Raw genomic sequence first — 17,834 nt, forward strand, 5'->3', positions numbered from 1 at the left:
CGCCAGGTGTTCGCCACCCTGTCCGACCGTCTGACGTCGACCTTCAAGAACCTGCGCACCAAGGGCCGGCTGTCCGAGGCGGACATCGACGCCACCGTGCGCGAGATCCGCCGGGCCCTGCTGGACGCCGACGTCGCCGTCCCGGTCGTCCGCTCCTTCACCGGTGCGGTGCGCGAGCGCGCGCTGTCCGCCGAGGTGTCCGGCGCGCTCAACCCGGCCCAGCAGGTCGTCAAGATCGTCAACGAGGAGCTCGTCGCCATCCTCGGTGGCCAGACGCGCACGCTCAACCTCGCCAAGAACCCGCCGACCGTCATCCTGCTCGCGGGCCTGCAGGGTGCGGGCAAGACGACCCTCGCGGGCAAGCTCGCGCTGCACCTCAAGGGTCAGGGCCACACGCCGCTGCTCGTCGCGGCGGACCTCCAGCGCCCGAACGCCGTCACGCAGCTCCAGGTGGTGGGGGAGCGCGCGGGGGTGCCCGTGTTCGCCCCGCACCCCGGCAACCAGGGCAGCGAGGACCTCCTGCCGTTCGGCGCGGACCCGGTGGCGGTCGCGCGCGAGGGTCTGGCCACGGCGAAGACGAAGCTGCACGACGTCCTCATCGTCGACACCGCCGGCCGTCTCGGCGTCGACGCCGAGCTGATGCAGCAGGCCTCCGACATCCGCGACGCGCTCGACCCCGACGAGATCCTCTTCGTCATCGACGCGATGATCGGCCAGGACGCGGTCACGACCGCGCAGGCGTTCGCGGACGGCGTCGGGTTCACCGGCGTGGTCCTGTCCAAGCTCGACGGCGACGCGCGCGGCGGTGCCGCCCTGTCGGTCGCCAGCGTGACCGGCAAGCCGATCATGTACGCGTCCACCGGCGAGAAGCTCACCGAGTTCGAGGTGTTCCACCCCGACCGCATGGCGTCGCGGATCCTCGACATGGGCGACATCCTCACGCTCATCGAGCAGGCCGAGAAGGCGTTCGACGCCGGCCAGGCCGAGGAGATGGTGGACAAGCTGGCGTCCGGGAAGGACCTCACGCTCGAGGACTTCCTGACGCAGATGCAGCAGCTGCGCAACGCCGGCCCGCTGAAGAAGATGATGGGCATGCTGCCGGGCATGGGGCAGATGCGCGAGGCGCTCGACAACTTCGACGAGCGCGAGGTGGACCGCATCGAGGCGATCATCCGCTCGATGACCCCCGCGGAGCGCCGGACCCCGAAGATCATCAACGGCTCGCGCCGCTCGCGCATCGCCGCCGGTTCGGGCACCAAGCCCAGCGACGTCAACCAGCTGCTGGAGCGCTTCGACGGCGCGCAGAAGATGATGCGCCAGATGGCCAAGGGCGGCGGCGTGCCGGGCATGCCTCCGGGCATGGGCAACCTGCCGGGCATGGGCGGCAAGAAGTCGCGCGGCCGCACGGCGGCGCCGGTGCGCAAGGTCAAGGGCAAGTCGGGCAACCCGGCGAGGCGCGCGGAGCAGGAGCGCGGCATCACGAGCAAGCCGGCCGCACCGCAGGGCTCGGCGTTCGGGATCGCGCCGAAGGCCGAGCCCACGTCGCCGGCCGAGATCGAGCTCCCCGCCGGTCTGGACCGCTTCCTCGGCGGACGCTGAGACCACGTGGTCCTGCACCTGCGCGGCACGGTCGTCCTCGACGACGAGCGGGAGGTCGGCGAGGCGTGGGTCATCGATGGTCGGATCACCTTCGAGCGTCCGTCGTCCGCGCGGGACGCGCAGGACACAGTGCTCGACGGCTGGGTCCTGCCCGGACTGGTCGACGTGCACTGCCACATCGGGCTCGCGTCCGACGGCCCGGTCGACGACGGCACCGCCGAGAAGCAGGCGCTCGCCGACCGTGACTCGGGCGTGCTCCTGGTGCGCGACGCGGGCTCGCCCGCGGACACCGGGTGGGTGCACGAGCGCGACGACCTGCCGCGCCTGATCCGGGCCGGACGCCACCTCGCCCGTCCCAAGCGGTACCTGCGGAACTACGGCCGCGAGCTCGGGTCCGTCGACGAGCTGCCCGACGCCGTGCGCGTGGAGGCGGCCCGCGGCGACGGGTGGGTCAAGCTCGTCGCCGACTGGATCGACCGCGACCTGGGTGCCGAGGGCGACCTGCGCCCGCTGTGGCCCGCGGACGTGCTGGCCGACGCGGTGGCGGCCGCCCATGCCGCGGGCGCCCGCGTCACCGCCCACACCTTTGCGACGGAGTCGCTCGACGCGCTCCTCGACGCCGGGGTCGACTGCCTGGAGCACGCCACCGGCGCCACCGGCGACCACATCGACCGGATCGCGGCCGCCGGGATCCCCGTCACCGCGACGCTGCTGCAGATCGGGCAGTTCGAGGCCATCGCCGCGCAGGGCTCCCGCTACCCGGTGTTCGCCGCGCGGATGCGCGCGCTGTACGAGCACCGGTACGCGCTCGTCCGGGACCTGTACGACGCGGGTGTGCCGGTGCTCGTCGGGACGGACGCGGGCGGCACCCTCGCGCACGGCAGGATCGCCGACGAGGCCGCGGAGCTGGTCCGCGCCGGCATCCCGGCTCGCGACGTCGTGGCGGCCGCGAGCTGGCGCACCCGCGCGTGGCTGGGCGCCGAGGGTCTCGACGAGGGTGCGTCGGCGGACCTCGTGGTCTACGACGCGGACCCGCGCCAGGACGTCGAGGTGCTGGCTGCGCCCCGCGCCGTGGTGCTGCGGGGCGAGGTCGTGCTCGGCGGTCGGTGACGTGCCGCACGTGGTTGGGAGTGGTCGCCCCCATCTGGCACAATGGTCGGCTGTACCCGACGTCTGCAGCCCCTCTACCTGCGTTCGTCGTGTCCCCGACCTTCCCGGCGCGCCCACCCCACGGGCAATGCGCGGAGAGGTCACCCACAGCAGACATCAGGAGAAGACCACACCGTGGCCACCAAGATCCGCCTCAAGCGTCTCGGCAAGATCCGCGCTCCGTACTACCGCATCGTCGTCGCCGACTCGCGCACCAAGCGCGACGGCCGCGTGATCGAGGAGATCGGCAAGTACCACCCCACCGAGGAGCCCTCGTTCATCGAGGTCGACTCCGAGCGTGCGCAGTACTGGCTCGGCGTCGGCGCGCAGCCGACCGAGCAGGTCGCCGTGCTCCTCAAGATCACGGGTGACTGGCAGAAGTTCAAGAACCTCCCCGGCCAGGAGGGCACCCTGCGCACGAAGGCCGACAAGGTCGACCCGAAGGCTGCCATCGACGCCGTCGCTCTCGACGCCGAGAAGGCCAAGGCCAAGGCGTCCGAGAAGGCTGCCTCGCAGAAGGCCGCCGCTGCCGAGGCTCCCGCCGAGGACGAGCAGGCCTGATGCTCGCCGACGCTCTCGAGCACCTGGTGCGTGGCATCGTCGACCACCCGGACGACGTCCGCGTGAACGCGTCGACGCTGCGTCGTGGCGACCTGCTCGAGGTGCGCGTGCACCCCGACGACCTCGGCCGGGTCATCGGCCGTGGCGGTCGGACGGCTCGCGCGCTGCGCACCGTCGTCGGTGCGCTCTCGACGGACGGCGCCGTCCGCGTCGACGTCGTGGACGTCGACCGGCGCTGAACTCCTCCGCGAGGCCCGGTCCCCTAACCTGGGGACCGGGCCTTCGCCATGACCGCCCACTTCGATCGTGAGGACTCCCATGCAGCTGACCGTCGCGCGGATCGGCCGTGCCCACGGCCTGCGCGGAGAGGTCGCCCTCGACCTGCGTACCGACAACCCCGAGGAGCGCTTCGGCGTCGGCGCCGTGCTCGCCACGGAGCCCGCCGCACGCGGACCCCTCACGGTGGTGAGCACGCGCACGCAGCAGGACCGCTGGTACGTGACGTTCGCGCAGATCACCGACCGGACCACGGCCGAGGCGATGCGCGGGACCGAGCTCGTGGTCGACGAGGACAGCTCCGACGAGGACGACGCCTGGTACCCGCACGAGCTCGCCGGGCTGCGAGCGGAGCACGTGGACGGTCGGGTGCTCGGCGAGATCGTCGGCCTGGAGCACCTGCCGGCGCACGACATGCTGGTCCTGCGCGAGCCCGACGGTGCCCGCACGCTGGTCCCGTTCGTGAAGGTCATCGTCCCGGTGGTCGACGTGGCAGGCGGCCGCGTGGTGCTGGACCCGCCGGGCGGGCTCCTGGCGTCCGACGCCGCGAACCTCGTCGTCTCCGAGGAGACCGTCGGGAACGACGACTGACCGTGCGCATCGACGTCGTCTCGATCTTCCCCGAGTACCTGGCGCCCCTCGAGCTCTCGCTCGTCGGCAAGGCCCGCACGAGCGGCCTGCTCGACCTGCGCGTGCACGACCTGCGCGACTGGACCACGGACCGCCACCGGACGGTCGACGACACCCCGTTCGGTGGTGGTGCCGGCATGGTGATGCGGCCCGACGTGTGGGGGACCGCGCTGGACGACCTGCTCGACGACGACGCCCACCTGCTGGTGCCGACGCCGTCGGGGGAGCCGTTCACGCAGCGCACCGCCGAGGCGCTCGCGGGCGAGAGCCACCTGGTGCTGGCGTGCGGGCGGTACGAGGGGATCGACGCGCGGGTGGCCGAGCACTACCGCGCGCGGGGACGCGTCACCGAGCTCTCCCTCGGTGACTACGTGCTCAACGGCGGGGAGGTGGCTGCGCTCGTCGTGGTCGAGGCGGTGGCGCGGCTGCTGCCCGGCGTCGTGGGGAACCCCGAGTCGCTGGTCGAGGAGTCCCACGGGGCGGCCGGCCTGCTGGAGTACCCCGTCTACACCAAGCCGCCGGTCTGGGCCGGGCTGGAGGTCCCCGAGGTGCTCCTGTCCGGGCACCACGCGCGGATCGCCCGGTGGCGTCGGGACACGGCGCTCGAGCGGACGGCCGTGCGCCGCCCGGACCTCATCGAGGCCTTGCCCGTCGACGAGCTCGACAAGCACGACCTGTCCCTGCTCGAGTCGCTCGGGTGGCTGCCGGTGGACGGGCGCCTCGCGCGCCCGTGACGTCCAGCACCCGATTTACTGCGGGTGCGGCCGGTGTGGCAGACTTGCCCGTTGGTGCGCGCAGGCTGCGTCTCTGCCACAGGGGAGACGACTCACGGCCACCCGGGGATCGTCCCGGACGCACCGGACCATCAGACCAAGGACGCCGGTCCTGCCCTGCACGGGGCGGCCGAGACGCCCTCGACGACGTTCCTGACCTGTGGCAGGGCGGGGAAGTGACATCACATGCACACGCTCGACCAGGTCGACGCAGCCTCGCTGCGCTCCGACATCCCGGAGTTCCGCGCCGGCGACACGCTCAAGGTCAACGTCAAGGTCGTCGAGGGCAACCGCTCCCGCATCCAGGCGTTCCAGGGTGTCGTCATCGCCCGCCAGGGCGACGGTGTCCGCGAGACGTTCACGGTCCGCAAGGTCAGCTTCCAGGTCGGGGTCGAGCGGACGTTCCCCGTGCACTCGCCGAGCCTGGAGTCGATCGAGGTCGTGACGCGCGGCGACGTGCGCCGCGCGAAGCTGTACTACCTGCGCAAGCTCCGTGGCAAGAAGGCCAAGATCAAGGAGAAGCGCGAGTTCACCCCCGCCGCGAAGAAGGCCTGAGCCTTCTCGCCCGCGCGTCCTGACGGGCGGTCACCGGTGTCGGTGGCCGCCCGTCGGCGTGCCCGACGGGAGGACACGCTGGTCAGGGCGCCGCGTCCCGACGACGGGGTCACGACGACGATGACCCGGTCACGACGCGCGATCTCGGGGGCTGGTCGTGTGCGCGTCCGGGCCTGCCGCGTGCGAGAGTGTGCGAGTGATCGACCGACCTCCCCGCGACCTCGACGAAGGCACGCCAGCGACGTCGTGGCCGAGCCGGGAGGCGCCCGACGGAGCCGCCACCGGACCCCGGATGCCGGACGTGACCGTGCCTGACGACGGAGCGACCGAGCACTCGACGACCCGTCGGCACGCCGCAGCCCGTCGGCCGAGCGGCGCCGGGTCCCTCCTGCGCGAGACGGCGATCATCCTCGTCAGCGCGATCGTCCTGTCGCTGCTGGTCAAGACGTTCCTCGTGCAGGCGTTCTTCATCCCGAGCCAGTCGATGCACGACACGCTCATCGAGCACGACCGGATCCTGGTCAGCAAGCTCACGCCGGGCCCGTTCGACCTGCGCCGCGGCGACATCGTCGTCTTCAAGGACCCCGGGGGGTGGCTGCCGTCCGACACCGCCCCCGACCCGGGACCGGTGCGGGGTGCGATCAACAACGCGCTGACGTTCATCGGGCTCTACCCGGCCGACGCCAACGAGCACCTGGTCAAGCGCCTGATCGGGCTGCCCGGCGACCACGTCTCCGCCGAGGTCGGTGGGCCCGTGGTGGTCAACGGCGAGCCGCTCGACGAGCCCTACCTCGCGGCGGGCGTGCAGCCCAGCGACATCGCGTTCGACGTCACGGTGCCGGAGAACAGCATCTGGGTCATGGGCGACAACCGGTCGCACTCGTCGGACTCCCGCTACAACCAGGGCAACCCCGGGGGAGGCTCGGTCCCCGTCGACAACGTCGTCGGCATGGCCTTCGTGACGGTGTGGCCCATCGAGCGCATGGGTCTCCTGCGCAACCCGACCAGCACGTTCGCGGACGTGCCCGACCAGCCGTGACCTTGCTCGACGCACCGAGGACGACCACCCCGCGGGTCGCGCCGCACCTGCGCCACGAGCGCCTGCTCCTGCGCGACGGGGCACGGCTCCTCGCGGGCATGGACGAGGTCGGTCGCGGCTCGCTGGCCGGCCCGGTGAGCGTCGGCGTCGTCGTCGTCGACGTGACGACGAGGTCCGCCCCGAAAGGCGTCGCGGACTCCAAGCTCCTCGCTCCCGCGGCGCGCACCCGGCTGCTGCCCGCGCTGGGCCGATGGGGGCTCGCCCGGGCGGTCGGTCACGCGAGCGCCGCGGAGATCGACGAGATCGGCATCATCGCGGCCCTGCGGCTCGCGGGGACGCGGGCGCTCGAGACCGTCGCGGCGAGCGTCGGACCGGTCGACGTCGTGCTCCTGGACGGGTCGCACGACTGGCTCAGCCGGCCGGCCCAGGCTGATCTCTTCACGCTCGACGAGGAGCCGACGCCGCCCGCGCCACGCGTGCACATGCGCGTGAAGGCCGACCGGACGTGCGCCTCCGTCGCGGCGGCGAGCGTGCTCGCCAAGTGCGAGCGGGACGCGATGATGGTCGCCCTGGCGGCCGACCACCCGGCGTACCGGTGGGACGAGAACAAGGGCTACGCGTCGGCCGAGCACATGGCGGCACTGCGCGAGCTCGGCCCGAGCGTCCTGCACCGGCGATCGTGGCGGCTGCCGGGGACGGGCGACGACGCGCCGCTCCCCGTCGACGAGGAGCTCCTCGACCAGCTCGTCGATCCCGACGAGGTGTTCTGAGGGGCCGCTCTCGTGGCGTCGCGCGGTCCCGGCTGCGTGCATGGGGGATGATGTCCCGGTGAGCGCGGAGGACCTGGAGAACTACGAGACCGACATGGAGCTCGCGCTGTACCGCGAGTACCGCGACGTCGTGGGGCTCTTCTCCTACGTCGTCGAGACCGAGCGGCGCTTCTACCTCGCCAACCAGGTGGACCTGCAGGTCCGCTCGGCGGCCGGTGAGGTCTACTTCGAGCTGACGCTCGCGGACGCGTGGGTGTGGGACGTCTACCGCTCCGCCCGGTTCGTGAAGTCGGTGCGCGTGGTCACCTTCAAGGACGTGAACGTGGAGGAGCTGGCGAAGGCCGAGCTCGACCTCGGCGGCAGCGCGGGCTTCGCCCGCTGACGTCCGTCGGGGGGTACCCGCGGAGCGCGGGTACCCGAGACTGTCCCGCGCGGTCCGGGATCGGCACGGCGGGCGTCGAGCCGCCCACAGCCCGGCGCGACGCCGTCGCCTCCACGGGGTCGAGCGCCGCAGGCCGACCGACCGTCCCACGCTGGCAGCGTCCTGCGCGGAGGTGGTCCGGTGCGCGCGAAGGACGCAGTGGGGCGGTACGGGGAGGACGTGGCGGAAGCCCACGTCCGGGACCGTGGATGGGACGTGCTGGACCGGAACTGGCGGACCCGGGACGGTGAGCTGGACCTCGTGGCGCTCGACGGCCACGAGCTGGTCGTCGTCGAGGTCAAGACGCGGCGGTCGGCCGCGTACGGGCACCCCGCCGAGGCGGTGACCGCCCGCAAGCTCGCGCGCGTGCGCCGGCTCGCGGCGCAGTGGCTCGCCGCGCACGACGTGCACCCGAGGTCCGTGCGGATCGACGTGATCGCCGTGGTGCTGCCCGCGCGGGGTGCCGCGCAGGTCGACCACCTCGTCGGGGTGGTCTAGGTGGTCCTCGGTCGGACGCTCGGTGTCGCGCTCGTGGGGCTGACCGGGCACGTGGTCGAGGTCGAGGCGCACCTCGCACCCTCGTTGCCTGCGTTCACCCTCGTCGGCCTGCCCGACGCCTCGTTGGCCGAGTCGCGCGACCGGGTCCGGGCGGCCGTCACCTCGTCGGGCCTGGCGTGGCCCAACCGGCGCATCACCGTGAACCTCTCGCCCGCCACGCTGCCCAAGTCCGGCTCGGGCTTCGACCTCGCGATCGCCGTCGCCACGCTGGCGGGTGCGGAGGCCATCGACCCCGCTGCGCCGCGCGGGGTGGTCCACCTCGGGGAGCTCGGGCTCGACGGTCGGCTGCGGCCCGTGCGCGGCGTGCTGCCCGCCGTCGCAGCCGCCGTGGCCGCAGGCTGGTGCCGCGTGGTCGTCGCGGAGGCCAATGCGGCAGAGGCGCGGCTGGTGCCCGGTGCCCGGGTCGTCGGTGCGGCGAGCCTCGCACAGGTGGCGGCAGGCTATGGCGCGACTGTCGACGTCCCGGAGGTGGCGCCCGTGTCCCCGGAGGCGGTCCCGCGGCATCCGGGCCGATCGGCGCTGGACCTCGCGGACGTGGTCGGGCAGGACGACGCTCGGGCGTGCCTCGAGGTCGCCGCGGCGGGTGGGCACCACCTGCTCATGGTCGGTCCGCCGGGGACGGGCAAGACGATGCTCGCGGCCCGTCTGCCCGGGTTGCTGCCGGACCTGTCGGAGGCCGACGCGGTCGAGGTCACGGCGGTGCACTCGGTGGCGGGAGCGTTCGACCCCGGCGACGGGCTGCTGCGCCGGCCACCCTTCGAGGACCCGCACCACACGGCGACGCCGGCGAGCGTCGTCGGCGGGGGGTCGGGCGTCCCGCGCCCCGGGGCGGCCTCCCGCGCGCACCGCGGCGTCCTCTTCCTCGACGAGGCGCCGGAGTTCTCGACCGCGGTGCTGCAGACCTTGCGACAGCCGTTGGAGCACGGCGAGCTGGTGCTCCACCGGGCCGCCGGGACGGCTCGCTACCCGGCGCGGTTCCAGCTCGTGCTCGCGGCCAACCCGTGCCCCTGCGGACTGGCCGTCGGGAAGGGGCTCGCGTGCACGTGCCGCAGCGAGCAGCGCCGTCGGTACTTCGGGAAGCTGTCGGGCCCCTTGCTGGACCGGGTGGACCTGCAGGTCGAGCTCAGCCCGGCCCGGGCGGGAGCGGGCGCGGGGGAGTCCACGGCCGTCGTCGCGGGACGGGTGCTCGACGCGCGGGCTGCGCAGGCGCACCGGCTCGCGGGGACGCCGTGGCGTACGAACGGCGACGTCCCGGGCAGCTGGCTGCGCGAGCGGCTGGGTCCCGACCGCGCGCTCGTCGCCGACCTGGACCGCGCGGTCGACCGCGGCACCCTGAGCCTGCGGGGCGTGGACCGGGTGCTGCGCGTGGCGTGGACGGTGGCCGACCTGGCGGGACGCAGCGCGCCCAGCCGCGCCGACGTGGGGCACGCGTTGCTGCTCCGGACGCGTGGGCACGGCGCATGAGCCGTGACGTCGCGGAGGTGCATGCACGTGCGACGTGGAGTGCCCTGGTCGAGCCGGGCGACGCGGTCGCCGGCACGCTCGTGGGACTGCTCGGTGCCGTGGAGGCGCTCGACTGGGTGCGTGCAGCCGATCGGCACGGCGCGGACCTCGTCCGGCTCGAGGAGGTGCGCGGGCCCCTCACCGACGCCGACCGCAGACGGGTGCTGAAGGCGGTCGCGCGGTGGGCGGTCCGGTTGCCCGACTGCGACCCGGGCCGCGACCTCGAGGCCCTGGACCGGCTCCGGGGCACGCTCCTCGTGCCGGGAGATCCTCGATGGCCGACCGCGCTCGACGACCTCGGGACGGGGGCGCCGTTCTGCGTGTGGGTCCGCGGTGAGCCGGAACTCCGGGAGACGCTCACGCTGGCGGTGGCGGTCGTCGGGTCGCGTGCTGCCACGTCGTACGGGGAGCGTGTCGCGTTCGACCTCGCCGACGGACTCGCTGCCGAAGGCCTGTGCGTCGTCTCCGGCGGTGCGTACGGCATCGATGCGGCGGCGCACCGCGGAGCCGTCACCCGGGGCGGCCGGACCCTCGTGGTCCTCGCGGGTGGTGTCGACCGCGCCTATCCGGCGGGAAACGCGCGGCTGCTCGACGCGGTCGTGGCCTCAGGCGGAGCGCTCCTGTCCGAGGTGCCTCCGGGAAGTCTGCCGACCAGGAGCCGGTTCCTGCAGCGCAACCGCCTCATCGCCGCAGCGGGCCGGGCGACGGTCGTCGTGGAGGCGGCGTGGCGCTCGGGTGCGATGAGCACCGCGCACCATGCGGCACGTCTCCTGCGTCCCGTGGGCGCCGTGCCCGGACCGGTGACGTCGATGGCGTCCGCGGGATGTCACCGGCTGCTCCGGGAGGGGGTCGCGGTGTGCGTCACGGATGCGGCCGAGGTGCGTGAGCTCGCGGGCGTCATCGGCTCCGGTGTCGCCGCCGTGGCCGAGGCGGCCAGCGCGGCGGACGAGCGTGCTGCGCGGCGGCGCGACGCGCTCGACCCGCTGTCCCAGCGTGTCCTCGACGCCCTCTCGCGTCGCGTGCCCACCGAGCTCGACCGGCTGGCGAGCCTCGCGGGCGTCACCGTCGCCGAAGCGCGGGGCGCCGTGGGTCTCCTGGAGCTCGAAGGATGGGCGGGTCGCCGAGGTGACGGCTGGGTCGCCGCGCGGCCCGACGAACCATGACGGCGGGCCGCTGTCCAGAAGGCGCGCCGGGAGGGGACGCGGGCGAGAGGGGGTGAGGAGTTCCCCGGGTGAAAAACTCGCGCAATCGGGCCATTGTTCGTCGACGAATCGGACATTGTGCCGGGATTCGCCCACGGTTAGGCCGGGCAGGTGAAAGTGCTGCTTGTTACCTGCTGTGTTTCAGGCCACCGTACTCACATGAACACCGACGAGAACGCGACGGGGACGCCTGATCGGGCGCTCCTCCAGCCCGCGTTCTCGGTTCACCCGGGCCACGCGCGGGGATTGTCGAAGAACGCAGGTCGCGCATATCTGGGCGATGTCGACATTCTTTCCGGTGGCATCCCGCAGTCCGGCCAGAACACGGTGCACTCCGCAGCCACCCTCGCATTCACGGACGGCTCGGCCCAGCGCAGCGTCCAGGACCTGCTCGGTCGTGCCGGCCTCCCCGCCGGGCAGCGCGACACCCCCGTCTTTGCCGAGCGGCTCCGCCCGGCGTTCCAGCAAGCGCACCCACGAGCATGACGAAGACAATGGAGTCGACGATGACGACGCAGCTGGACACCGCCTTCCCGGTGCACACGCGACTGACCAGCACGGCGCCCGAGGGCGTCATCCCGCAGCCGCGCTCGGCCGACGTCGACCTGCTTGCGCCCGCCTCCGTCCCGATCACGCGCGGCGTGCCGGCCCCCCGGACGCCGGTGGCCCCGACACGTTCTGTCGAAGAGGTCGACGCTCTGTGGGAGGACTACAAGGCGGCGCCGTCGGCCCGTGCTCGTGAGGGCCTGATCCTGCACTACGCCCCGCTCGTGTCGGCGGTCGCCGGCCGTGTCGGGATGCGTCTGCCAAGCACCGTCGAGCAGGCCGACCTGGTCTCCTACGGCATGTTCGGACTCATCGACGCCATCGAGAAGTACCAGACGGACCGCTCGGTCAAGTTCGAGTCCTACGCCTCGTCCCGCATCCGCGGCGCCATCATCGACGAGCTGCGCGCGATGGACTGGGTTCCGCGCTCGGTCCGCACGAAGGCCCGCTCCGTCGACCGCGCCTATGCCGAGCTCGAGGCGAAGCTGCACCGCACGCCCACCGAGGACGAGGTCGCCCAGCACCTCGAGATGCCGGTCGAGGACCTGCGCACCATCTACTCCCAGCTCTCGACGGTCAACGTCGCGGCGCTCGACGAGCTGCTCGGCGGCGGCGACGACCGCCCCGGCGGCGTCTCGCTCGGCGACACCCTCGGCGACGACCGGATCCTCGACCCCGCCAGCTCGATCGAGGCGGCCGAGACGAAGTTCCTCCTGGCCCGCGCGATCGAGTGTCTCGGTGAGCGCGAGCGTATCGTGGTCGTCCTCTACTACTACGAGGGCATGACGCTCGCCGAGATCGGTCGCGTCCTCGGCGTCACCGAGTCGCGCATCTCCCAGATGCACACGGCGGCGATGGTCCGGCTCCGCACCCGCCTCGTCGAGGCCGAGCGCGCCTGACCGGTCTGCCGGCGTCGAGCGACGGCGGGACGGGCGCCGGTCCGGCGCCCACCGCGACCGATCCACCTCCCGCGTCGAGCGACGTCGGCACGGCCGACGCTCGGCGCGACCGGTCTACCCCCCGGCCTCGAGCGGGAGCAGGACGGCCGGTCCGGCGCCGGGGAGCAGGCTGAGCGGGTCGACGTACTCGTCGTCCACCCGCACACCCCAGTGCAGGCACGCTCCCGGCGCGCAGTGGGATCCCTCGGCCACGACAGTGCCGAGGACGGCCCCCGCGGGGACGAGCTGGCCGACCTCGACGGCGGGAGCGAGCGGTTCGACGCTCGACCTGCGCCCCTCGCCGTCGGTCACCGTCACCACCGGTCGACCGCCCACGGTTCCCGCGAAGGTGACCACGCCGGGGACGGGGGAGACGACCTCGGCGCCGAGGCTCGATCGCAGGTCGACGCCGCGGTGTCCCGCGGCCCAGCGCACGGGCGGTGGCTCGAAGTCGCGGACCACGTCGGCGGCCCCGGTGAGCGGCAGCCGGTAGGTGGCCGGTGGCGGGGAGCCCGGGGGGCCGGCCGTGCCCGCCGTGGCGGCGGCGACGGTCATGAGGCCGAGCAGGAGGACCGCGGTCCCGAGCGCGGTAGCGAGGCGAGCGGCGGGGAGTCGTCGGGTCATGGCGTGATGGTTCGCGGCGACGGTGACCCGCGGGGTGGGCTTGGGCGAGTCTGTGGATGCCGATGCCGCCGGACGGGCTGTGGTCGGCTCGCGGTGCGCGTGAGCGAGGCCGCGGTCGGGAGCAGCCTCGCCGATCGGCTAGACTTCGGGTGCGACCGGTCCGTACCGGTCGACTTCGCGTGTCATCCACCCGATCCCCGGACCATCGGCGTCACCGCCGACCAGGGCCAGGACGGGGTCGATCTCCGCAGCGGTCCGAGCGTCTGTCCACGTGACAGGTGCCGGAGCGGACGACGACATGACACCAGGGGCGCCGGCCTGCTGGTCGGAGCCGACAACCGAGATGCGGGCCCCGAGACGGGTCCGCCTTGACGCGTGCACCGTGCGGTGCGCGCCGGAAGGACGTGCCATGGCCGTCGTGACCATGCGCCAGCTGCTCGAGAGCGGTGTCCACTTCGGGCACCAGACCCGCCGCTGGAACCCCAAGATGAAGCGCTTCATCTTCACCGAGCGCAACGGCATCTACATCGTCGACCTGCAGCAGTCGCTGTCGTACATCGACAACGCCTACGACTTCGTGAGCCAGACCGTCGCGCACGGCGGCACCATCCTCTTCGTCGGCACCAAGAAGCAGGCGCAGGAGCCGGTCGCGGACCAGGCCGCCCGCGTCGGCATGCCCTACGTCAACCAGCGCTGGCTCGGTGGCATGCTCACCAACTTCAGCACGGTGCACAAGCGTCTCCAGCGCCTCAAGGAGCTCGAGCAGATCGACTTCGACGACGTGGCGGGCTCGAACCTCACGAAGAAGGAGCTGCTCGTCCTGCGTCGCGAGAAGGACAAGCTGGCCAAGACGCTCGGTGGCATCCGTGACATGGCCAAGGTCCCCTCGGCCGTGTGGATCGTCGACACGAACAAGGAGCACCTCGCCGTCAACGAGGCGCGCAAGCTCGGCATCCCGGTCGTCGCGATCCTGGACACCAACTGCGACCCCGACGTCGTCGACTACCCGATCCCGGGCAACGACGACGCGATCCGCGCGGTCCAGCTGCTGACCCGCGTCATCGCGGACGCCGCCGCCGACGGTCTCCTCAAGCGCCACTCGGGTCGCACCGCGGCCGCCGAGGGCGCCCCGGCCGACGCCGAGCCGCTGGCCGAGTGGGAGCGCGAGCTGCTCGCCGGCGCCGAGGCCGACCTGGCCGGCACCGCGGTCGCCGCTGACGCGACCGCCGAGGTCGCCGAGGCGAAGACCGAGGTCGCCGAGGAGGTCGCAGCCGAGGAGGCCGCCACCGAGACGGTCGCCGAGGAGGTCGTCGCCGAGGCTGTTGCCGAGGAGGTCGTCGCCGAGGCTGTCGCCGAGGAGGCCGCCACCGAGGAGGCCGCGACCGAGGTTGCCGCCGACGAGGCCGCCACCGAGGGCGACGCCGACTCCAAGTGATCCTGCCGGTGCCGGCGCCCCCTGCACGGGGCCGCCGGCACCGCGGCACGTCACCGGACCGTTGAGGTCCCGCATCAACGTCACGACACACGAGGAACGGACACGACTGATGGCGAACTACTCGCTCGCAGACATCAAGGCGCTGCGCGAGAAGACCGGTGCCGGAATGATGGACGTCAAGAAGGCGCTCGAGGAGGCTGAGGGCGACTCCGACAAGGCGCTCGAGCTCATCCGGGTCAAGGGCCTCAAGGGCGTCGGCAAGCGTGAGGGCCGTGCGGCCTCGGACGGCCTCGTGGTCGCTCACGTGGGCCCGACGGCCGACGGCGAGGGTCAGACGGGCGTGCTCGTCGAGATCAACTCGGAGACCGACTTCGTGGCGAAGAGCCCGAACTTCGTGGCCCTCGCGGACCGCGTGCTCGCGGCTGCGGTCGACAGCCCGGCCCGCGACGCGGACGCGCTGCTGGCCACGGACGTCGACGGTTCCAGCGTCCAGACGATCGTCGACGAGACGGCCGCCACCCTGGGTGAGCGCGTCGTCGTGCGCCGCCTGGCCCGCGTGGCCGGCGAGCACGTCGAGGTCTACCTGCACAAGGTCAGCAAGGACCTCCCCCCGCAGGTCGGCGTGCTCGTCGCGACCGACGCGGCCGGCGCCGGCGTGGCGCGGGACATCGCGACGCACATCGCGGCGTTCTCGCCCACGTACCTCACGCGCGAGGAGGTCTCGGCCGACGTCGTCGCGAACGAGCGCCACATCGCCGAGGAGACGGCCCGCAACGAGGGCAAGCCCGAGGCTGCGCTGCCGAAGATCATCGAGGGCCGTCTGAACGGCTTCTTCAAGGAGAACGTGCTGCTCGAGCAGGCGTTCGCCAAGGACAACAAGAAGACGGTCGCGCAGGTCCTCGCCGAGGCCGGCGGCACGCTGACGGGCTTCGTCCGCTACCGCGTGGGAGCCTGACCTCAGGTGATCGACGGTGGCCCCGGCCCTGCGGGGTCGGGGCCACCGTCGCAACCAGCCCGATCCAACTTCCGTGGAGGCACCGTGACCCTGGACCCCGAGTCGACCCGCGGAGCGGTGCCGGACCGGCGCGTCCTGCTCAAGCTGTCCGGCGAGACGTTCGGTGGTGGCGACGTGGGCCTTGCAGCGGACGTCGTCCAGCGCGTCGCGGCCGAGATCGCCGTGGCGGTCCGGGCAGGTGTGCAGGTGGCGATCGTCGTCGGCGGCGGCAACTTCTTCCGTGGCGCCGAGCTCTCGCAGCGCGGTCTGGACCGGGCGCGTGCCGACTACATGGGCATGCTCGGCACGGTCATGAACTGCCTGGCGCTCCAGGACTTCCTCGAGCAGGCCGGCGTGAGCACGCGCGTGCAGACGGCGATCGCGATGGGCCAGGTGGCCGAGCCGTACATCCCGCTGCGCGCCATCCGGCACCTCGAGAAGGGTCGCGTCGTCATCTTCGGCGCGGGCGCGGGCATGCCGTACTTCTCGACGGACACCGTGAGCGTGCAGCGTGCCCTCGAGACGCACTGCCACGAGGTGCTCATGGGCAAGAACGGCGTCGACGGCGTGTACTCCGCGGACCCGCGGACCAACCCCGACGCAGTGAAGCTGGACCACCTGACGTACACCGACGCCCTCGTCAACGACCTCGGCGTGATGGACGGCTCGGCGCTCAGCCTGTGCCGTGACAACGACGTGCGGATGCGCGTCTTCGGCCTCGAGGAGGCCGGCAACGTCACGCGGGCGCTCCGGGGTGAGAAGATCGGCACGCTGATCACGGCCAGCTGACAATGCCGACGCTGTACGGACGCAGCACCACGAACTGACGACACGAAGGAGCTCCGGTGATCGACGAGACCCTCTTCGAGGCTGAAGAGAAGATGGACAAGGCCGTCGAGGTCGCCAAGGAGGACTTCTCGACGATCCGCACCGGTCGGGCGAACGCGGCGATGTTCTCCAAGGTGTTCGTCGACTACTACGGCAGCCCCACCCCGCTGCAGCAGCTGGCGTCGTTCAACGTCACCGAGGCGCGCACGATCCTCGTCTCGCCCTTCGACAAGTCGTCGACCGCCGCGATCGAGAAGGCGCTGCGCGACTCCGACCTGGGAGTCAACCCGACCAACGACGGCAACGTCATCCGGATCGTGCTGCCCGCGCTCACGCAGGAGCGTCGCAAGGACTTCGTCAAGCTCGCCAAGTCGAAGGCGGAGGACGCCCGGGTCTCGGTGCGCAACGTCCGGCGGCGGGCGAAGGAGGAGCTGGACCGCATCGTCAAGGACGGTGAGGCCGGTGAGGACGAGGTCGGTCGTGCGGAGAAGGAGCTCGAGTCCCTGACGAAGAAGCACGTGGACCTCATCGACCACCTGCTCGCGTCCAAGGAGAACGAGCTCCTCGAGGTCTGATGAGCCAGACAGCCATCGCCGCCACCCGGACCCCCCGCCCCGGTCGTGACCTCCCGGTCGCGATCGTCGTCGGCGTCGCCATGCTCGTGGCGGTGGTCGCGTCGCTGTTCATCCGCAAGGAAGCCTTCGCGGTCGTCGCCGTCCTGGCCGTCAGCGCAGGGCTGTGGGAGCTGGCGCAGGCGTTCACGCGCCGCAACATCCACCTGCCCCTGCTCCCGCTGCTGGTCGGCGCGATCGGCATCCTGGTGTCCGCGTACACGGCAGGCCCGGAGGCGCTGTTCGTCGCGTTCATGCTGACGGTCGGCGGTGTCGTCGTGTGGCGCGTGCTCGACGGGAGCGGTCAGCCGGCCCTGCGGGACGCGACCGCGGGAGCGTTCGCGGCGGCGTACCTGCCGTTCCTCGGCGGGTTCGTGATGCTGATGCTCGCGGAGCCCGACGGTGCTGCGCGCGTGATGCTCTTCATCCTCCTGTGCGTCGCCAGCGACGTGGGCGGCTACACGGTGGGCGTCCTGCTCGGCCGGCACCCGCTCGCCCCCTCGGTGAGCCCGAAGAAGACCTGGGAGGGTCTCGCGGGCTCGTTGATCCTCGCGTGCGTCGTCGGCGTCGTCGGTGTGCAGGTCGCGTTCGACGGGGAGCCGCTGGTCGGCGTGATCCTCGGCCTCGCCACGGTCGTGACCGCCACGCTCGGCGACCTCGCCGAGTCGATGCTCAAGCGCGACCTCGAGCTCAAGGACATGGGCCGGCTCGTGCCGGGCCACGGCGGCCTGCTGGACCGTCTCGACTCGCTCGTCCTGACCGCCCCCGCCGTGTACGTCGTGCTCACGGTCTTCCAGCCCGCGTGACCCGCCCTAGTCCGAG

The 17,834-nt window shown here is 72.5% G+C and carries 21 protein-coding genes; 20 read left to right on the forward strand and 1 reads right to left on the reverse strand.

Annotation, left to right across the window (positions count from 1 at the left end; translation table 11 throughout):
* Positions 1 to 6 precede the first annotated feature (6 nt).
* From ffh to whiG, 15 genes are all read left to right on the forward strand, one after another.
* Positions 7 to 1,599: a signal recognition particle protein gene (gene ffh / locus CTE05_RS13230; protein ID WP_146846792.1), complete on the forward strand. Its 1,593-nt coding sequence runs from the start codon at positions 7 to 9 to the stop codon at positions 1,597 to 1,599.
* Positions 1,600 to 1,605: 6 nt separating this feature from the next.
* Positions 1,606 to 2,709 carry an amidohydrolase family protein gene (locus tag CTE05_RS13235; protein ID WP_146846793.1) on the forward strand — a complete coding sequence of 368 codons (1,104 nt, stop codon included), beginning with the start codon at positions 1,606 to 1,608 and terminating at the stop codon, positions 2,707 to 2,709.
* A 174-nt stretch (positions 2,710 to 2,883) separates the two neighbouring features.
* Positions 2,884 to 3,309, forward strand: coding sequence for a 30S ribosomal protein S16 (gene rpsP / locus CTE05_RS13240; protein WP_056093095.1), 426 nt, complete (start codon positions 2,884 to 2,886; stop codon positions 3,307 to 3,309).
* The gene (locus CTE05_RS13245; protein WP_055922281.1) at positions 3,309 to 3,548 is read left to right on the forward strand and encodes an RNA-binding protein; all 240 of its coding nucleotides are present in this window, start codon (positions 3,309 to 3,311) and stop codon (positions 3,546 to 3,548) included. The genes rpsP and CTE05_RS13245 overlap by 1 nt, the downstream gene beginning before the upstream one ends.
* Positions 3,549 to 3,627: 79 nt before the next feature.
* Positions 3,628 to 4,176: a ribosome maturation factor RimM gene (gene rimM / locus CTE05_RS13250; protein WP_146846794.1), complete on the forward strand. Its 549-nt coding sequence runs from the start codon at positions 3,628 to 3,630 to the stop codon at positions 4,174 to 4,176.
* A gap of 2 nt (positions 4,177 to 4,178) precedes the next feature.
* Positions 4,179 to 4,949, forward strand: a complete 771-nt coding sequence (trmD, locus tag CTE05_RS13255; RefSeq protein ID WP_146846795.1) for a tRNA (guanosine(37)-N1)-methyltransferase TrmD — start codon at positions 4,179 to 4,181, stop codon at positions 4,947 to 4,949.
* 225 nt (positions 4,950 to 5,174) lie between these two features.
* Positions 5,175 to 5,543: a 50S ribosomal protein L19 gene (gene rplS / locus CTE05_RS13260; RefSeq protein ID WP_056591315.1), complete on the forward strand. Its 369-nt coding sequence runs from the start codon at positions 5,175 to 5,177 to the stop codon at positions 5,541 to 5,543.
* A 307-nt stretch (positions 5,544 to 5,850) separates the two neighbouring features.
* Positions 5,851 to 6,582 (forward strand): signal peptidase I, encoded by a 732-nt coding sequence (gene lepB / locus CTE05_RS13265; RefSeq protein WP_246123589.1) that lies wholly within the window; start codon positions 5,851 to 5,853, stop codon positions 6,580 to 6,582.
* On the forward strand, positions 6,579 to 7,352 hold the full coding sequence (rnhB, locus tag CTE05_RS13270) for a ribonuclease HII (protein WP_246123590.1): 774 nt from the start codon (positions 6,579 to 6,581) through the stop codon (positions 7,350 to 7,352). Before lepB ends, rnhB begins: the two co-directional genes overlap by 4 nt.
* Positions 7,353 to 7,410: 58 nt before the next feature.
* Positions 7,411 to 7,734 (forward strand): DUF2469 domain-containing protein, encoded by a 324-nt coding sequence (locus CTE05_RS13275; RefSeq protein WP_055922267.1) that lies wholly within the window; start codon positions 7,411 to 7,413, stop codon positions 7,732 to 7,734.
* 180 nt (positions 7,735 to 7,914) lie between these two features.
* A complete protein-coding gene (locus tag CTE05_RS13280) occupies positions 7,915 to 8,271 on the forward strand; it encodes a YraN family protein (RefSeq protein WP_146846797.1) in 357 nt (118 codons plus the stop codon).
* Positions 8,272 to 9,795, forward strand: coding sequence for a YifB family Mg chelatase-like AAA ATPase (locus CTE05_RS13285; RefSeq protein WP_146846798.1), 1,524 nt, complete (start codon positions 8,272 to 8,274; stop codon positions 9,793 to 9,795).
* Positions 9,792 to 10,997, forward strand: coding sequence for a DNA-processing protein DprA (dprA, locus tag CTE05_RS13290; RefSeq protein WP_146846799.1), 1,206 nt, complete (start codon positions 9,792 to 9,794; stop codon positions 10,995 to 10,997). The genes CTE05_RS13285 and dprA overlap by 4 nt, the downstream gene beginning before the upstream one ends.
* Positions 10,998 to 11,195: 198 nt before the next feature.
* Entirely contained in the window at positions 11,196 to 11,522 is a 327-nt protein-coding gene (locus tag CTE05_RS13295; protein WP_146846800.1) for a hypothetical protein, read from the forward strand.
* Between the two features lie 20 nt (positions 11,523 to 11,542).
* Positions 11,543 to 12,481: an RNA polymerase sigma factor WhiG gene (gene whiG / locus CTE05_RS13300; protein WP_246123592.1), complete on the forward strand. Its 939-nt coding sequence runs from the start codon at positions 11,543 to 11,545 to the stop codon at positions 12,479 to 12,481.
* A gap of 114 nt (positions 12,482 to 12,595) precedes the next feature.
* On the opposite strand, the gene CTE05_RS13305 is transcribed toward whiG, so the two are convergent.
* The gene (locus tag CTE05_RS13305; protein WP_146846801.1) at positions 12,596 to 13,144 is read right to left on the reverse strand and encodes a M23 family metallopeptidase; all 549 of its coding nucleotides are present in this window, start codon (positions 13,142 to 13,144) and stop codon (positions 12,596 to 12,598) included.
* A gap of 409 nt (positions 13,145 to 13,553) precedes the next feature.
* Between CTE05_RS13305 and rpsB the strand changes: the two genes are divergently transcribed.
* From rpsB to CTE05_RS13330, 5 genes are all read left to right on the forward strand, one after another.
* Positions 13,554 to 14,579: a 30S ribosomal protein S2 gene (rpsB, locus tag CTE05_RS13310; protein ID WP_146846802.1), complete on the forward strand. Its 1,026-nt coding sequence runs from the start codon at positions 13,554 to 13,556 to the stop codon at positions 14,577 to 14,579.
* Between the two features lie 109 nt (positions 14,580 to 14,688).
* Positions 14,689 to 15,534: a translation elongation factor Ts gene (gene tsf / locus CTE05_RS13315; RefSeq protein WP_146846803.1), complete on the forward strand. Its 846-nt coding sequence runs from the start codon at positions 14,689 to 14,691 to the stop codon at positions 15,532 to 15,534.
* An 84-nt stretch (positions 15,535 to 15,618) separates the two neighbouring features.
* Positions 15,619 to 16,362 carry a UMP kinase gene (gene pyrH, locus CTE05_RS13320; RefSeq protein WP_055922247.1) on the forward strand — a complete coding sequence of 248 codons (744 nt, stop codon included), beginning with the start codon at positions 15,619 to 15,621 and terminating at the stop codon, positions 16,360 to 16,362.
* A 56-nt stretch (positions 16,363 to 16,418) separates the two neighbouring features.
* On the forward strand, positions 16,419 to 16,976 hold the full coding sequence (frr, locus tag CTE05_RS13325) for a ribosome recycling factor (protein ID WP_056093138.1): 558 nt from the start codon (positions 16,419 to 16,421) through the stop codon (positions 16,974 to 16,976).
* The gene (locus CTE05_RS13330; protein WP_146846804.1) at positions 16,976 to 17,818 is read left to right on the forward strand and encodes a phosphatidate cytidylyltransferase; all 843 of its coding nucleotides are present in this window, start codon (positions 16,976 to 16,978) and stop codon (positions 17,816 to 17,818) included. The genes frr and CTE05_RS13330 overlap by 1 nt, the downstream gene beginning before the upstream one ends.
* Positions 17,819 to 17,834 lie beyond the last annotated feature (16 nt).

This window comes from Cellulomonas terrae (genome assembly GCF_007990265.1).
GTDB lineage: Bacteria > Actinomycetota > Actinomycetes > Actinomycetales > Cellulomonadaceae > Cellulomonas > Cellulomonas terrae.

Excerpts from the sequence above, each read along its gene's own strand:
- CTE05_RS13245 (WP_055922281.1), top strand. The coding sequence starts at position 3,309 with ATGCTCGCCGACGCTCTCGAGCACCTGGTGCGTGGCATCGTCGACCAC.
- rimM (WP_146846794.1), top strand. The coding sequence starts at position 3,628 with ATGCAGCTGACCGTCGCGCGGATCGGCCGTGCCCACGGCCTGCGCGGA.
- rplS (WP_056591315.1), top strand. The coding sequence starts at position 5,175 with ATGCACACGCTCGACCAGGTCGACGCAGCCTCGCTGCGCTCCGACATC.
- dprA (WP_146846799.1), top strand. The coding sequence starts at position 9,792 with ATGAGCCGTGACGTCGCGGAGGTGCATGCACGTGCGACGTGGAGTGCC.
- CTE05_RS13295 (WP_146846800.1), top strand. The coding sequence starts at position 11,196 with ATGAACACCGACGAGAACGCGACGGGGACGCCTGATCGGGCGCTCCTC.
- whiG (WP_246123592.1), top strand. The coding sequence starts at position 11,543 with ATGACGACGCAGCTGGACACCGCCTTCCCGGTGCACACGCGACTGACC.
- CTE05_RS13305 (WP_146846801.1), bottom strand. The coding sequence starts at position 13,144 with ATGACCCGACGACTCCCCGCCGCTCGCCTCGCTACCGCGCTCGGGACC.
- rpsB (WP_146846802.1), top strand. The coding sequence starts at position 13,554 with ATGGCCGTCGTGACCATGCGCCAGCTGCTCGAGAGCGGTGTCCACTTC.
- tsf (WP_146846803.1), top strand. The coding sequence starts at position 14,689 with ATGGCGAACTACTCGCTCGCAGACATCAAGGCGCTGCGCGAGAAGACC.
- CTE05_RS13330 (WP_146846804.1), top strand. The coding sequence starts at position 16,976 with ATGAGCCAGACAGCCATCGCCGCCACCCGGACCCCCCGCCCCGGTCGT.